Genomic DNA, 14,839 nt, shown 5'->3' with positions numbered 1-14,839 from the left:
TAAGGGGAGGGCTGGGGTGGGGTAAAGATCTCTGCTATATTACGCTCTCTAGGGAGGGCACAGTGTGGGGTAAAGATCTCTGCTACATTACGCTGTCTGAGCCTTGAGCCAAGTAAAACAGAAACGGGCACCTATTTCTGTCGTATCTAACCAGATTTCACCGCCTTCGCCTTCGACAATTTTTTTGACTAATGCTAAACCGATTCCGGTATTTGCATTTGAGATGCTGGGTTTTAGCGTCTGAAAAATCTCAAAGATCCGGTCTCTAGGTGCGCCTGCGGGAATCCCTGGGCCATCATCAGCGATCGAGAATTGGTAACGATCTCCGAGATCCTCGGCAGTAATCTCAATTTTACCATCGGCTCTGTCGTGATGCTTGATAGCATTACTCAGGAGATTGGCAAAAATCTGGCTCAGTAAGATCCGTTTGGTGTCCAAAGTTGGTAACGGTGGCAAGACTTGAATCTGAAAAGTTGGTGGTACGATCAGGGAATCGATCGTTTCGGTCAGCAGTTGGGAGACATCGACGGCTTCGATCTCCAGTTCCTGTCGTCCGACGCGTGAATAGTGCAATAGTCCATCAATTAGCGCGTCCATGCGTTTGACGCGTTGGCGCAAGAGTTGAAACTGTTGTCTATCGCCCTCTACAATCCGATCGCCGAGATCTTCTTCGATCCATTCTGATAAATTGGCAATCGCTCTCAAGGGAGCTTTGAGATCGTGGGAAACTATGTAACCAAAGGAACTCAGTTCTTCATTTCGGTCTTTTAACTGTTGTTGTGCAAACATCAGGGAATGATTGAGATGTTGGAGATCGTCAGTTTGGATTTGGTTGAGTAGTTCCAATTGTTTACGATCGGTGATATCTTCGATCGCACAGAGGAAATATTGGGGCATACCCATTTGTCCAGCGGTAGCTATATCTCTGACGACGGAGGAGGTGAGAGCGATCCAGACATGGTGCCCTTGTTTGTGAATATAACGTTTTTCTAGGGTGCCTTCGTTAATCTCGCCACTCAATAATTGCTCGATAAAAGCCTCATCCTGAGCTAGATCTGCGGGTTCGGTAATTGCCTGAAAAGTCGTTGCCAAGAGTTCTGCTTTGCTATAGCCCACAGTTTCGCAAAATTTCCGATTTACTTGCAACCAAGTACCATCCAGGGCGACATGACAAAATCCCATCGGGATCTGATCGAAAGTATACCGAAAGAGTTCTTCACTGGCTTTGAGGGCACTCTCTGCTTGCTTACTAGTAGTGACATCGCGAGAAACTGACAAAATTTGGTCGATCTTACCGTCTGCATTGAGGATACTCTTGACAACTACTTCCCACCATTTCGGTGTGCCTTTGAAGGTTGCACAATAACCGTCGAACCTACCGACTCCACCAGCTAGAGCTGTAGCAAAAGCACCAGCGGCGGATTCACCCTCGCTACTTTGCCATAATTCCAGCCATTGAGTATTGGCAACGGTGCCAAAGTCGTCGATTTCCATCAATGCTTGTCCGCCATCGTTCATATACAGCAAACGACCTTCTAAATCTATCACCTTGATGCAATCTAGATTGCTCTCAAGTACCCGCCGAATAAATTCCTCACTGCGGCGGAGTGCGGCTTCCTTGTGCTTGCGATCGGTAATATCGTAGACTAACCCTGACAACCATTCAAGATTACCCTGTCCGTCTTGCTGCAATTCGCCGACTGCCTCGATCCAGCGAATTTGTCCATCTCGCCAGATGATGCGATATTCATCTCGATATGCCGATAATTTGCGAGCGAGTGTTTCCCGCAATTTAGCTTCAACTTGGACTCGATCGTCAGGATGCACCCGATCCAACCATTCACTGTAAACTTGTTTTGTACTACCAGGTTCATAGTCGAACAATATTTCAAACTCTGGTGTCCAATCAATTTTTTGGGTGCGGATATCCCAATGCCAAGCACCTGCTTTTGCCAATCGCATCGCAGTCGATAGGCGTTGGTTGTAGATTTCGGCATACAAGCGTTCGGTTTGGGCTTGTTTGAGCTGAATGAGATCGCGTCCTTCAGGAATAATGAAGATGACCTCACCCAGATCGTTGCGAATCGGCGTGAGTGAAAAATCGATCGGTACCAGCCGATTCTCCGCGCCCATCAATTCTACTTCATAGCGGATAAACTCTCCCTGCGCCGCCCGCGCGATCGCATCCTGTAACTGCTGTTGAACTGCTGGCGAATAACTCCAACAAGGAGCTTCCCAAATGGGGCGATCGATCCAGTTAATATCTTCTTCTATACCCGCAAATTTTACAGCGGTGCGATTCATCTCGACGATCTTCCCGTCCGGTTGTAATAATCCAATCATCCCAAACGTGCCATCGAAAATCGCCCGAAACTTTTGTTCGCTCTGCTGGAGAGCGTCGAGGGCTTGTTTGCGTTCGGTAATATCTCGCATCACCGCTACTGCGCCGAGCTTTTCACCTGTCGGGCTATAAATCGCCGTAGCATTGGCTAGGAGCGATCGAGCATGACCTAGCTTGGACTTAATCGTCATTTCTTGACTAGTGACTGATTCTCCTTGCCAAGCGCGGTAGAGAGAAATCTCTGACTTGGTTAAAAGCCTAATTCCGTCGCCATCATAGAGATCGTAATAATTAGCCCATTCCTCCGGCTCGATCGGTTTGGGGGGCAATCCGTGAAATACCTGCGCCATCCGGTTGAACAGCACCAGCCTACCCTCAGCATCGCAAGCAACAATCCCATCGGAAGCATGAGCTAGCAAAGCCTCCAGAAATTGGGTTGATTGTTGACCGGGAATTGCCGCAGATCCACCCAGTCGGGTCGCCGTAACAATCCAGATCGTCTGCCCTAATTCATTACCATCTGGCTCAATTTCGAGCTTAAACCACTCCCAATCGCCTAATCTACTTTTTAACTGAAGTTCGATCTCAAACGGCTCCTGCGATCTCCTAGCCTCCTCCCATGCGCCACCAAAGCGATCGAGTTCTGTCTCATCCAATTCCGCCAAAATTGACCACTCGACACCGTTAGACCGCCCGATATATTCGCACCATCGCTGATTGGCACTCAGAATTTCCCCTCGATCGTTCATCAACCAAGCCAGTTGCGGAATGCGCTCCAATAGCTTTCGATCGCGAATAGTCGAAAGGAATAAAGGCTGTGGCAAATTTACTGTCATAAGAGTGAGGTGCTGAGATTCTCTCTATCTAGGCTAGCATATTCCAGATTGCTCGATAAATTGTCAAAACAGAAGATAGATTTAGTCTAGGCAAAGGTTGTGGGTGCTGATGCGATCGATCCTAATTTGACAAATGCCAAGGTTACGTTACTGCTGCTGAGTACACCCTACCTACTCCAAGAAATAGACATCACGATCCACCATCCACCATCCACCTTTCACCCCCTACCCTAGATATCTAATTTGTCACTGAGAAGGAAGTAATCCTAGCCTATCTCTAATGGTTTTATTTAGCTCATTTAGATCTGTAAATGGAAGGATAACGAAGCATCCAGAGATTTGTAAGGTTGATGTATATAGCAATCTTATTTAAGTTCTTATCAGTAACATTAACTCGTAGGTGCGGTGCTTAATTCATCCTGAGCGTATTCGGTGGCATTGGCGTAGCCTACCGTAGGCACAGTATGTCCGCCATTGAGGAGTTAAGATGCTCATTTAGGATCGCTACAGACAGCAAAATCGATCGCATCAGGATTAAACAAAATGGCTCTTCATAAGATTAAAGACTTCGATCCAGACTATATCAAGCACTTCAATGAAGGTGAGATCAAAGGATTAGACGTATATTCGGGACAGGAAAAAATCGGCTCTGTCAATGACCTATTAGTAGACGATAACGGAAAATTCCGTTATTTTATTATCAGCACTGGTGGCTGGCTCGTGGGCAAAAAAGTCATGCTCCCGATCGGCCGTGCCCGCGTCGATTATCACGGTAAGCGTGTCTATGCCGATAACCTCACCAAGAGCCAAGCTGAAGCTCTACCGGAATTTAGTGATGACTTGAAGATCGATTACGATCGTGAAGAGCAGGTCAGAAGCGTATATCGTACCGCCCAGCCAAATCTACAGCAGACAGCCACAGCAGGTGCTGCGCCGATGCTTGCGCTCGAAGATGAGTATGCAGAAATTGAAGGTACTGTTCGAGCCGCTACTCCAGTACCAAAACCGCAACCACGCGAAACATATCAGCACGAACAAGAACCCGACTTGTACGCGATGAATGAGCAAAACCATCCTAGCTTCAAGCTCTACGAAGAACGGTTAATTAGCAGCAAAACCCGAATGAAAACTGGTGAAGCAGTAATTAGCAAACGAGTAGAGACAGAAACTGCCACAGCCTCTGTGCCGATCGAAAAAGAGCGCGTGACGATCGAGCATATGCCTGGTAATGCTCAAACCGCAGTAGCTCCTGGCGAAGCTACCTTCACAGAAGGCGAAGTTTCCCGCGTTGAAGTATACGAAGAGGTGCCTGAATTTCACAAAGAGGCATTTGTTCGCGAGGAAGTGCGAGTTAATAAGGTTGTAGATAAGGAGACTGCTACGGCTCAAGAAACTATCCGCCGCGAAGAGGTAGATGTAGATACTCAGGGCAATCCAGTAGTTAAGAAGCAGTAGACTCGACAGAATGTCTACGATTGCAACAAAAAGCCGGAGTGAACTATCGATCGATAGTTCACTCCGGCTTTTTAGCCGCTCGATTATGCTTCGTGCCAGAGTTCGCGGACTCCATCTTCAGGCAACCAAGTAGCGATCTCCGCGATGCGCTCCTGGGAGAGTTCGCGTTTTGTGGCTGTGAATACAGCCTTTACTGCTTGCTTGCGCTCTTTATCCTTATCTTCAGGCATTCGCTCTAGTCCACTTTCGTTAGCAGCGCGGAAGAAAAAGCGATCGGAATTAATCTTAAAGATGCCTGGGCCTTGCCAAGGTGGACGTACCCGACTGAGAAAGCCCACGATGGGGTTGGTATCTTTCCACAGATCCGTAACTTCCATTTGGAGTGCCTTTTCATTGGTAGGCAGCATTTCCTCATGCAGTTCGTCAGCAACTCGATCTGCTGCTTCGGTCGTCATCAAGTCCCGCATGATCCGAAACACGACTTCTGTAAAGTCTCTGGCATCATAAGGATCGGCGAAACCGCCTTCAACCATCACATATTCTAAAAACGATCGATCGCGATCGGCAAACATCGCTCTGGGGTCTTCGATCTCGGTCGGATCGGTCTCTGGTATATCCCTGGTGCGTCCCTCCGCATTTGCCAGTGTCGGTTCTGGAGTCTCTGGTGAGTCTTTTTTCAAAGTTTCTTCTGTCATAGCTGTTTCCTGAACGGTCTGAATATTCTGCGTTTGATAACTATCAACGATTGTACGCAAACACGACTCAGCTCACATCTTTCATAAGTTAGAGATCCGATCGGACAAAAGGTAGAGATCTCGATAGATGCGATCGATTTAGACCCGATAAAAAGTAGAGGCGATCGCTGTACTATGATAGCGATCGCCTCTGCTTTTTTGTAAATTCCGAAATCTTGCCTAGATCGCCATCCTCTCAGCAGAGTAATGTGTATAGACAGGATATTTGAGTTGCTGTACAGTCTTTTACCCCACCCCAGCCCTCCCCTTATAAAGGGGAGGGCTGGGGTGCAAGCTATCAACTATCAACTATCAACTATTAAGAGGCTGCTACCTGCTCTTTTTCCATCAACATCTTCGCGGCTGCTGCCTTTACAGATGCCGTACCAGGAACGGGACGCGTCCAGAATCGGTGCTGTGCGATCGCATCGATAAAGGTTTTGGCAAATGTTGCCATGTCCGCAGTATCGCGACTGGCTACTACACCCAACTGAGCACTCATCTTGCCGTTGACTTGGCTGGAATCGATTCCCTTGAGATCGGATTGCATCATTAGATCGACACCTTCACCAGTTGCCGCCATCGGTTTGAAGTGCTTGAAGGCTTCATGGATGAAGCTCAAGGGGTCGCCGTGGGCGGTGAGTGCTTCAACACTTTCGGCACCACCAGGCACATAGATCGCGTCATACAGTACCGATGCAGTCGTCAAGAAGGTCTTATCTACTTCGAGCTTACCACCGTCGCTATTGACGATCGAGCCGCCATTGAGCGACACTACCTCGGAGGTGATGTGCATCGCGCTCAGGGATTGCTTCATCATCGCGATTTGAGCGGCATCGACACCATCTGCTGCTAGAATTGCCACTTTGCGACCTTTGGCGGTCTTGGTGGTGTGTTCTTGGCTCAGTGCTGGGGAACTTTGACCGTGGTTAGGGGTCGCTGGCTCGGTAGGAGCGGGCATTCCTAAACCTTTAGCAACGCGCTTGGCGAGTTCCCCATCAACTTGATTGAAGCGTTGGAGCATCCGCTCTTTGACTTCCATTTGGGGGACTTTACCCAGTTCAAAGTGAGCGGCTTCGACGAGGCGATCTTTTTCGCCTATCGAGAGGCTGTTCCAGAACAAGGTAGCTTGGCTGAAATGGTCGGCAAAACTGGGGCTACGTTCGCGAACTTTGTGCCCTTCGACGCGTTCGGGGTAGGTGACAAAGCCGCCATCCTCTGGGGCTACTGGCGCGGGAAGGTTGCCGCCGAGCGAGTTGGGAGAGTAGTTGACGGAGTTGGTTTTGATGTCCATCTGCATCCGTCCGTCTTGGTTGTTATTGCTAAACGGGCAAACGGGACGGTTGATTGGGAGATGGACAAAGTTGGGGCTACCCAAGCGATGGAGTTGGGTATCGTGGTAGGACATCAACCGACCTTGTAGCAGTGGGTCATCGCTAAAGTCAATCCCTGGCACCACATTTGATGGCTGGTAAGCGACTTGCTCGGTTTCAGCGAAGAAGTTGTCAGGATTACGATTGAGTACCATTTTACCGATCGGCCGGACTGGTACGAGTTCTTCAGGGATCAATTTAGTAGAGTCCAAAATATCGAAGTCGAATTTCAGTTCGTCTTCTTCTTCAACGATCTGTACGCCTAGCTCGTACTCTGGATAGTTGCCCATTTCGATCGAGTCCCACAACGTCCGGCGATGGAAGTCGGGATCTTTACCCGCGATCTTTTGACCTTCATCAAATACATTGGAGTGGACACCCGCCAACGGTTTCCAGTGGTATTTGACAAACCGTGATTTACCTTCGGCATTGACCCAGCGGAAGGTGTGAATTCCAAACCCCTGCATCGTGCTAAAATTACGCGGCAGTGTCCGATCGGATAATGTCCACATAATCATGTGCATCGATTCGGGCACGAGCGAAATAAAGTCCCAGAAATTCGGATGCGCGGTGGAAGCCTGCGGCATCTCACTATTGGGTTCGGGTTTGATGGAGTGGGCGAGATCGGGGAACTTAATCGCATCCTGAATGAAGAACACGGGAATGTTGTTCCCTACGATGTCATAGTTGCCCTCCTCGGTATAAAACTTCACCGAAAAGCCTCGGACATCGCGGACGCTATCCGCCGAGCCGCGCGAACCACCAACAGTCGAGAACCGGACGAATACAGGCGTTTTGGTCGCTGGATCTCCTAAGAATTTCGCCTTAGTAAATTCGGACATCGCTTCGTAGGGCTGAAAATACCCGTGTGCGCCTGCACCCCGCGCGTGGACTACCCGTTCGGGGATGCGTTCGCGATCGAATGCGGATAGCTTTTGTTGAAAGTGAAAATCTTCGAGCAATGTCGGCCCACGTCCGCCCGCCTTGAGCGAATCATCTGTATTGCTAAGTGGCACACCCTCATCGGTTGTCAATCTTTCGCCCGGTGCGGTGCGATAGTTCCCTAGGCTCTGATTTTTGCTTTGCTCGTCAACCGAATTCTGTTCGCTCATAATAGTCGTTTGGGGTGCTTCCAGCTTAATAATTAGTTCGTGTAGCAGATTGGCTTTGATCTGTAGCGATCTATTCTCTAAAGGAGCAACTGAGCCGACGTAAACGTCGTCTAATGGATGAAAGAAACTATGGTTGGGTATGCCCTAGTTTCATTCTTCAACCCAACTACAGATCCTTGCTGTGAGCTAATTCTAGGTTAAGTTCCTTAGAAGAGGCTTGCGGGAACGAAATTCTATAAAGAAGTTGTCTTAACTCGCTATCTCAATTTAATCAAGAAACTCAGATTTAAGTTCTACCTTTTGGTAGATAACAATAGAATTTACGTGCCAAAATTGCCGACATATAAATTTTATTAAAAGATATTAACTTAACTACAAATTCACGAAAAGAAGGGAGATGTATTTGGACATCTCCCCTAGCTTTGTCGCTAACTCGATCGTTGCAGATCGCTGTAATAATTTTATGCTCTTGGATACCGAGCCTAGTCAGATTGAATGAGTTGTAGCTCACTGCGAACATCGCCTAGCTCTCGATCGTGTAAGGAATTTTGTTTAAGATCTCGATCTGCGGTCTATACTGCTCTGAACCAACTGCATCAATCGATACAGTTAGGGACTAGTGGTTGGACTTGCCGATGGACTTGTTCTGGGGCTAGTACCAGGAGTAGTTGTAGGACTCATACCTGGACTCATGCTTGGACTCATACCTGGACTCATACTCGAACCACCAGTACCAGTGCCTGTGCCACCAGTGCCACCACTAGTGCCTGTGCCATCAGTGCCTGTGCCACCAGTGCCACCACCTGCACCGCCATTGGGCGAGCACGAGCTAATGAGAATTGCAAATCCAACCAATGGAATCAATAACGATCCAATCTTTTTCATAACTCCTCGCTTTAATCTAAGTAAAGGATAGTGCGATCTAAATATTATCAAAGTGCTACTTGACATCTGATACTTTGACAGTATTTTTTGCCGAACGCTAAGATAACAAGAATGATTGAATTTATGAGACATAACAGTATGTAGAAGCGTATACATCTAACTGACATGCTCAATAGCATACCCAACGATCTCAAATTTCAATTACATTCATAACTACATACGTTAGAGAGCGATTAGTAGTTTTTCCTCTGTCGATCGAGCGATATCATAACTTACGCCCTGACATGTATTAAATTAGACATTTAGTGTAGGGGTGGATGGTGGATAGTGGATGGTGGATAGTGAATGATGAATGGTGAATGGTGAATGGTGAATAGTGGATAGTGAATGGTGGATGATGAATCATCAATGCCTTGTCAACTGTCAACTGTCAACTGATTAACGCGCGTTGAGCGAAGGTTTGAGTTGGAGCGATAAACCGAACAAAATCAGAGAGATCGTCAGCACTAGCCCCATCACGGCGATGAATGGCGTATGCACTTGGCGAATGGAGATCGCCGTCAAAGTCCAGATAGTCACCAGCAAATAAGCAAGATCGTGACGCTGAATCAGCATCACAGCAGCGATCGCCGCAGCAACGCTCATCATGATGACAGTCCACACTGTCGGCGGGATCTCCCAACCGTTCCAGTCACGAATGTAGAGGGTACTGGCGATATTGACGATAGTTGCAACGCTAATCCAACTCAGGTAAATGCTAATCGGGATCTGGACAAACCATCGCTCTAGTTGCGAAACACGCTCCCGATCGATCCCCAGGCTCTGGTACATGACGATGAGCGACACCAAGATCCCTAACATCGCTACTACAGATAATGGAAACAAGCGGGCAAGAAAGAGATAGATCCAGGCACATTGGGACACACACGCGATCGTCAGCAGATAACCACAACGCTGCAATCGCGAATTGTACTTTTGACTGGGTTGGAGTTGATAGATCCCAAAGCCAATCAAACCGCTATATACCAACCCCCAAATCGAAAAAGCATAGTTAGCAGGAGTGATTTGGACTGGTGCTAGGAGGGTATTGGAGAGAGTACCGACATTGAGACCATTTGGTGGAAAGATATTGGAAATAGTATTGACCACAATACTCCCGATAATGGCAGCAAGGGTCGTTACTTGTCGCCGGAAATCTGGATCTGCACTTCGGTTAAAGCTCATGATTTGTCGTTATAAGTTAGTTTAGGAAGTGGCGATTTTCATATTGTTAGTGATGAGTTATGATTTTAAAATATTTTTGATTAATTAAATGCTTGCACAATTTGCCAAATATCATCTCTATCTTTTGATTGAATATTTAGATATATTGGCAATATTGATGGAGGGTAGAGGGTAGAGGGTAAGCTGTCAAACATTTAAAACACTCTTTTTGTCCTCTAGAACCTTTGCTGTAAGGGATTCAGTCAAAAGATTTAGATGTAAAACAGCTTAGAGGGTAGAGGGTAGAAATCCGATCGAGTTGTTGGTACGAGGCAATATTGACTTACTTTGACTTGAAGGCACACCACGCGATACTGTCGATGAGCTTGACTCCGATCGACTCGCTGCTGACGGTACCATACTCTGACGATCGGCATCGTGCCAGACACCACCAAATATTTGCTCTGAGTAGCAGATCTGGCTCACTAGCTAGTACTTACCCAGATCGAATCCAGTGCTAAGATTGTCGCTATCTGGAGTAGTGTTAACGCGATCGGCAGAATATATGTCAAGATTGGGAGAGAAAATCTGTTGAATCGGGTAAATAATCGATCCCTATCTTCAGGAGCAAACTACCTATTTTTAGATCTAGCTAATGTCTAATCAAACTCAATTATGGTTCCAACCGTTAATCTGGATGGATTTTCGATTAGCGGTAATATTTACAGTCCTAATTCCGCTGATTCTCCTATTGTGGGCATTCGCGCAAAAAACAGCAGTCATCCAAAGTTTACTAATCATTTATTGGCGAGTAGCCAGTCTCCTAGCGATTACCGTATATTTACAGATCGGTTCTTTGCCAATTAGTTTTATCACATCTTTGCTTGGACAAGCATTGATTCCGATGTCGTTATGGTTTTGGGCAGATCTCAACGAAGAAATCACCGATCTACCAGCTACTCCACTCAAGCTCGGATTCTTGGCTTGGCGATGGGCGACGACACTTTACTCTACACTCAGTGCGATCGCCCTGCTACCATTTCTGTCATGTGCCTTTGGTAGCGTCAAAACAAATTCTTGTCAGGCTTGGTTCCAACCATCCTGGCTCTATTACCAATTTTTTCATGCCAACTCCAAGCCAGAATTTCTCAGCTTACTAGGCATCTTGGGTTTAGTTGTTTATACCTTGTCTCTAGGTTACTTTTTAGTTGTCCGTCTCGGCAAACAAGGTCGCTCGGCAATGGCTGGGGATGAGTAAGGCTTTGGGTTTTAGGTTTTAGGCTTTAGGTTTTAGGTTTTAGGGAATTGTAGGGTGTGTTAGCGACAGCGTAACGCACCAGACTCCTAAACATGCAAAGGATTGACGCTTACAACTCCACCAAGGCAGTGACACCCAGATAATTTTCTAATAATACCTGTAGATACCGACGGACGATCGCGGTGAGCAGACATCTCGCAATTGCTAGGCGTGGATTTTGACGTTGGACATCGCCAAAAATCCGACAGTGACGATAAAAGTCCAGCCAACTTTGAGCGAGATCGAGCGTTAATTTATGCCAATTGGGATCGCGAATTTTACCCGCCAAATTGGATCCAATGCCCAATGGCTCGATCGCTCTAGCCTCACTCCATCCCAGTTGGCGGGAACAGACAACTTGTAAATGATGACTGGAGATCGTATCTAAAACTTCCATTAAGACATGGATCGATCGGTGTTCGGCTGAATGTTCAAAAATGCTCGTAAACTCGGCTGTACATCGATCGAGGTAGCTACACTCATCAATATCGCTCTGTCGATCGATGCTAATTTGCCAGTTAGCGGCAACTCGGACTAATTTCTCAGTATCAGCTAATCTGAGTACCGAGCAACATCGCGCATGAGCGTATACAGCCATTGTCGCCGATGAGAGCGATCGATGTTTAGCTAGCTCAATCAGTGGCAAGCCATGAATATGATTTAACCACAACCCGATCGATCTAGGTGCGATCTGGAAGTAAATATAGCCAGAATCGTTATACCAACAACATAGCTGCATACAATAATCCGGCTCGACAATTGCAGACACCAGCGGCGATTGGAGATTTTCACAGATTTGTAGTGGTGTTAATGATGATTTTGCCGCCAATCGATGCGCGATCGTGCTGACATACTGGTATTGTGATGTAGGAACAAGCCTAATCGATCGGTCGAACTGCCACCAAGCTAAATTTGATGACAACTCAGGCACAACATTGTCACAATTTTGGGATCGATGTCCGTCAACTGTTTTAGTCATCAACTGCAAATAATCGGCAATTGTTCCAGCAATTGTTGGGGCCAATGGTAGCAAAATCGAGTCAAAAATAGGGAAAATTTTCATATTCACACCCCGATTTAAAACAAGTACGTATATTCCAGATTAAAATAAAAATAACTTACTACATTGAAATACATGTAGAATCGTTAGAAATCATGTGCCGTTCTGCTGGTTTGTTATGCAATCATCATCTACTCCACCCAAGAATAATACACGTTCTTTCTCAACTTGGCATCGACTGCTAGATTGGGCACAAGAACATTACCGTTATCGCACATTTTCCAAAGATGCTCAGATCCCCACTCGATCGGGTCTATTATACTTAGTCCAGCGGGGAACGATCCGCCTCAATGGCACGGCTGAAACTGAACCCCCATCATATCCACACCAAAATACTACCCCTGTCGAGTTCCAACTTCAGAGCGGGGATGAAACTTTTCTGGGTTTTGTAGGTGCCGGACAACCATTTGAAATCATCGAGCGATCTCCATTTACGCTTCAAGCTTTTGCTCATACAGATAACACTTCAATTTTCTGGATGTATTGGCACGATCTAGAAAATTTCCCAAGTTTTCGCCGCGAGATTTTGGACTCATTCCGTTATCAACATCAACGGAAATTGTTATGGTTAAATACTCTCGGACAACGCCACACGATCGAACGATTGCTCGGTTATTTAACCCTATTGATCGAAGAATTTGGCGAACCTTGTCCGGAGGGGTATTTCTTGCCCTTTCCGCTGACTCATGCCCAAATTGCTAGTGCGATCGGGACTACTCGCGTCACAGTGACTAGACTGATGAAAGAACTGCGCGAAGAACGCAAAGCGATCCAAACCAAAGACGATAATCTCATCTGCTTGCTCACGCCCTCCCGAATAGAGTGAAAGCTAAATTTAGCGATCGCTAAGGCGATCGTTGAATAGCTCTTTAGGCTAAACTAGAGACTAATTATCTGTCAGCCCAACTGCTATTGCCCTATGATTTTGCCAGGTTCTGCCATTCGCGTCAAAAATATCAACGATATCTACTACGGTTTTCAAGGCTTAGTCCAACGCATCACTGACGGAAAAGCAGCGGTGCTATTTGAAGGTGGTAACTGGGATAAAATGGTAACTTTTCGTCTGAGCGAACTCGAACTAGTAGATTTGACCCAGAAGTAAATTTTCATGGTTTAGCCACTCTCTCCATCAGACTATGTTCGATCTCCAAGGACTAAATATCTATCCAATCGGGATGATGGGTTGTGGTAAAAGTACCATCGGTCCAATCCTCGCCGCACATTTAGGGTATGGTTTTTTAGATACCGATACTACGATCGAAAAATTAGTCGGTCAAAGTATCGCCGAACTTTTTGCATCGGTGGGCGAACCGGAATTTCGCAAAATCGAAACCCAAGTCCTCGCAGAAGTCTCCGCCTATACACGCCTAGTAGTTGCCACAGGCGGCGGGATTGCGATCGAGCGGGAGAACTGGAACCACCTACATCAAGGTTTGGTCATCTGGCTCGATCCATCCATAGACATCCTCGTCGAACGACTTCAGGGTGACACCACCCGTCCGATCCTAGCCACATCCAAAGATCTTCAGTCCAAATTAGAGCAACTTTTAGCAGAGCGTCGCCACAGGTATTCTGAAGCCGACATCCATATCCAGATCGATCGTCCGCTCACGGCTGATGAAATTGTCGCTCGGATCTTGACAGCTATTCCCACTGTTCTAAAGACACCGATCCCCATTCCAGATTAAAGATTATTTCCTCCGCTCTAGCAATCCCAAATGAAAAGCTAGGTTGATTTAGGGTGTGTTAGCAGTTAATGTAGGGTGTGTTACGGCTTTAGCCTAACGCACCAGTATTCAATCGCAGGGATCTGATTTGGGATCGCCATAGCAATCCCATTTGAGTTCCGTTGGCGTAGCCTCTCAGAATGAGAATCGGGAATGTTAACTCATCGGGACGGTACTTCTAGATCGACATTTTTAGGTGTTTTCTGAATGTAAATTAATACTAACGCTCCAAGTTCTAAAATTAGTGCGGCAATTGCAGTTGAGGTAAGTTTCAATAACCAGCCATCTGCCGTACCAAACAACCCGGCTTTACCACTCAAATATGCAGAAATAATATTGGTAGAATCGATCGCCAAACAACCCACCAGTAGCATATTAACGTTATTTTTGCTGGCGAATACTACCAACACAGCAATTACCAGATCTCTAATTGCCCAAGCTCGAATAGCATAAGGCATTTGCGGATTTGAGGATAAGGAAATCCCAATCTCTTCCATAAACCAATAAGGATTGGCAGATCCAAAAGCACTAAGACTAAACCGAATCAGACACATCAATCCAATCGGCGAAAAATTGATAGAATTTCAACCAAGGTTTTAGTAGAAAGATTGCAAATGCTAGAAGAAATTGGGATCGTTCATCGACATTATCAGCCGAATATTCCACCGCAAGTTACCTGAAGGGGTGACAAGTATTCCTCAACTTCTAGCTAGATATCGATCGTAGAAATCCAGACCACGAATATAACAGTCAATTTTATGGTGATTTATCCTGATGTATTGAGAAATCAATGGCGCGAGAAAGCCCCAATCAAAT

Annotated in this window: 16 protein-coding genes; 7 read left to right on the top strand and 9 right to left on the bottom strand. The window is 46.4% G+C overall.

Annotation, left to right across the window (positions count from 1 at the left end; all coding sequences use genetic code 11):
* Positions 1-87: 87 nt before the first annotated feature.
* Positions 88-3,177: a PAS domain S-box protein gene (locus ACEW9J_RS06985; protein ID WP_373544410.1), complete on the bottom strand. Its 3,090-nt coding sequence runs from the start codon at positions 3,175-3,177 to the stop codon at positions 88-90.
* A gap of 99 nt (positions 3,178-3,276) precedes the next feature.
* Here ACEW9J_RS06985 and ACEW9J_RS06980 point away from each other — a divergent pair, with 99 nt between their 5' ends.
* The gene (locus ACEW9J_RS06980) at positions 3,277-3,411 is read left to right on the top strand and encodes a hypothetical protein (RefSeq protein WP_373544409.1); all 135 of its coding nucleotides are present in this window, start codon (positions 3,277-3,279) and stop codon (positions 3,409-3,411) included.
* Between the two features lie 309 nt (positions 3,412-3,720).
* Positions 3,721-4,632, top strand: coding sequence for a DUF2382 domain-containing protein (locus ACEW9J_RS06975; RefSeq protein WP_373544408.1), 912 nt, complete (start codon positions 3,721-3,723; stop codon positions 4,630-4,632).
* 83 nt (positions 4,633-4,715) lie between these two features.
* Here ACEW9J_RS06975 and ACEW9J_RS06970 read toward each other — a convergent pair whose 3' ends face one another.
* The 6 genes from ACEW9J_RS06970 to ACEW9J_RS06945 form a co-directional block, all read right to left on the bottom strand.
* Positions 4,716-5,387 (bottom strand): DUF2267 domain-containing protein, encoded by a 672-nt coding sequence (locus tag ACEW9J_RS06970; RefSeq protein ID WP_373544407.1) that lies wholly within the window; start codon positions 5,385-5,387, stop codon positions 4,716-4,718.
* A gap of 298 nt (positions 5,388-5,685) precedes the next feature.
* Positions 5,686-7,851, bottom strand: a complete 2,166-nt coding sequence (locus tag ACEW9J_RS06965) for a catalase (RefSeq protein ID WP_373544406.1) — start codon at positions 7,849-7,851, stop codon at positions 5,686-5,688.
* Positions 7,852-8,137: 286 nt separating this feature from the next.
* Positions 8,138-8,371: a hypothetical protein gene (locus ACEW9J_RS06960; RefSeq protein WP_373544405.1), complete on the bottom strand. Its 234-nt coding sequence runs from the start codon at positions 8,369-8,371 to the stop codon at positions 8,138-8,140.
* An 89-nt stretch (positions 8,372-8,460) separates the two neighbouring features.
* Positions 8,461-8,736 carry a hypothetical protein gene (locus ACEW9J_RS06955; RefSeq protein WP_373544404.1) on the bottom strand — a complete coding sequence of 92 codons (276 nt, stop codon included), beginning with the start codon at positions 8,734-8,736 and terminating at the stop codon, positions 8,461-8,463.
* A gap of 438 nt (positions 8,737-9,174) precedes the next feature.
* Complete coding sequence (locus ACEW9J_RS06950) at positions 9,175-9,960, bottom strand: tryptophan-rich sensory protein (protein ID WP_373544403.1); 786 nt, start codon at positions 9,958-9,960, stop codon at positions 9,175-9,177.
* Between the two features lie 267 nt (positions 9,961-10,227).
* Positions 10,228-10,425: a hypothetical protein gene (locus tag ACEW9J_RS06945; RefSeq protein ID WP_373544402.1), complete on the bottom strand. Its 198-nt coding sequence runs from the start codon at positions 10,423-10,425 to the stop codon at positions 10,228-10,230.
* A 169-nt stretch (positions 10,426-10,594) separates the two neighbouring features.
* Between ACEW9J_RS06945 and ACEW9J_RS06940 the strand changes: the two genes are divergently transcribed.
* Positions 10,595-11,197, top strand: coding sequence for a DUF3177 family protein (locus tag ACEW9J_RS06940; protein ID WP_373544401.1), 603 nt, complete (start codon positions 10,595-10,597; stop codon positions 11,195-11,197).
* A gap of 109 nt (positions 11,198-11,306) precedes the next feature.
* Here ACEW9J_RS06940 and ACEW9J_RS06935 read toward each other — a convergent pair whose 3' ends face one another.
* A complete protein-coding gene (locus ACEW9J_RS06935) occupies positions 11,307-12,299 on the bottom strand; it encodes a hypothetical protein (protein ID WP_373544400.1) in 993 nt (330 codons plus the stop codon).
* Between the two features lie 115 nt (positions 12,300-12,414).
* Here ACEW9J_RS06935 and ACEW9J_RS06930 point away from each other — a divergent pair, with 115 nt between their 5' ends.
* The 3 genes from ACEW9J_RS06930 to ACEW9J_RS06920 all read left to right on the top strand — a co-directional run bounded on the left by ACEW9J_RS06930 (position 12,415) and on the right by ACEW9J_RS06920 (position 13,984).
* Complete coding sequence (locus ACEW9J_RS06930) at positions 12,415-13,122, top strand: Crp/Fnr family transcriptional regulator (protein ID WP_373544399.1); 708 nt, start codon at positions 12,415-12,417, stop codon at positions 13,120-13,122.
* A gap of 93 nt (positions 13,123-13,215) precedes the next feature.
* A complete protein-coding gene (locus ACEW9J_RS06925; RefSeq protein ID WP_373544398.1) occupies positions 13,216-13,398 on the top strand; it encodes an NAD(P)H dehydrogenase subunit NdhS in 183 nt (60 codons plus the stop codon).
* Between the two features lie 34 nt (positions 13,399-13,432).
* On the top strand, positions 13,433-13,984 hold the full coding sequence (locus ACEW9J_RS06920) for a shikimate kinase (RefSeq protein WP_373544397.1): 552 nt from the start codon (positions 13,433-13,435) through the stop codon (positions 13,982-13,984).
* A 200-nt stretch (positions 13,985-14,184) separates the two neighbouring features.
* Here the strand turns inward: ACEW9J_RS06920 and ACEW9J_RS06915 are convergent, their stop codons facing one another.
* Entirely contained in the window at positions 14,185-14,481 is a 297-nt protein-coding gene (locus ACEW9J_RS06915; protein ID WP_373544396.1) for a hypothetical protein, read from the bottom strand.
* A gap of 45 nt (positions 14,482-14,526) precedes the next feature.
* Between ACEW9J_RS06915 and ACEW9J_RS06910 the strand changes: the two genes are divergently transcribed.
* The gene (locus ACEW9J_RS06910; protein WP_373544411.1) at positions 14,527-14,703 is read left to right on the top strand and encodes a winged helix-turn-helix transcriptional regulator; all 177 of its coding nucleotides are present in this window, start codon (positions 14,527-14,529) and stop codon (positions 14,701-14,703) included.
* Positions 14,704-14,839: the final 136 nt, after the last annotated feature.

Source organism: Chamaesiphon sp. (assembly GCF_041737865.1).
Lineage (GTDB): Bacteria > Cyanobacteriota > Cyanobacteriia > Cyanobacteriales > Chamaesiphonaceae > Chamaesiphon.
The sequence above is the reverse complement of the archived record's forward strand: the minus strand, read 5'-3'. Positions and strand labels throughout refer to the sequence as shown.

What these genes read in the sequence shown, in the direction of transcription:
- ACEW9J_RS06965 (WP_373544406.1), bottom strand. Translation starts at nt 7,851, where the DNA reads ATGAGCGAACAGAATTCGGTTGACGAGCAAAGCAAAAATCAGAGCCTA.
- ACEW9J_RS06950 (WP_373544403.1), bottom strand. Translation starts at nt 9,960, where the DNA reads ATGAGCTTTAACCGAAGTGCAGATCCAGATTTCCGGCGACAAGTAACG.
- ACEW9J_RS06940 (WP_373544401.1), top strand. Translation starts at nt 10,595, where the DNA reads ATGTCTAATCAAACTCAATTATGGTTCCAACCGTTAATCTGGATGGAT.
- ACEW9J_RS06915 (WP_373544396.1), bottom strand. Translation starts at nt 14,481, where the DNA reads ATGCCTTATGCTATTCGAGCTTGGGCAATTAGAGATCTGGTAATTGCT.
- ACEW9J_RS06955 (WP_373544404.1), bottom strand. Translation starts at nt 8,736, where the DNA reads ATGAAAAAGATTGGATCGTTATTGATTCCATTGGTTGGATTTGCAATT.
- ACEW9J_RS06925 (WP_373544398.1), top strand. Translation starts at nt 13,216, where the DNA reads ATGATTTTGCCAGGTTCTGCCATTCGCGTCAAAAATATCAACGATATC.
- ACEW9J_RS06960 (WP_373544405.1), bottom strand. Translation starts at nt 8,371, where the DNA reads ATGTTCGCAGTGAGCTACAACTCATTCAATCTGACTAGGCTCGGTATC.
- ACEW9J_RS06985 (WP_373544410.1), bottom strand. Translation starts at nt 3,177, where the DNA reads ATGACAGTAAATTTGCCACAGCCTTTATTCCTTTCGACTATTCGCGAT.
- ACEW9J_RS06935 (WP_373544400.1), bottom strand. Translation starts at nt 12,299, where the DNA reads ATGAAAATTTTCCCTATTTTTGACTCGATTTTGCTACCATTGGCCCCA.
- ACEW9J_RS06975 (WP_373544408.1), top strand. Translation starts at nt 3,721, where the DNA reads ATGGCTCTTCATAAGATTAAAGACTTCGATCCAGACTATATCAAGCAC.
- ACEW9J_RS06930 (WP_373544399.1), top strand. Translation starts at nt 12,415, where the DNA reads ATGCAATCATCATCTACTCCACCCAAGAATAATACACGTTCTTTCTCA.
- ACEW9J_RS06920 (WP_373544397.1), top strand. Translation starts at nt 13,433, where the DNA reads ATGTTCGATCTCCAAGGACTAAATATCTATCCAATCGGGATGATGGGT.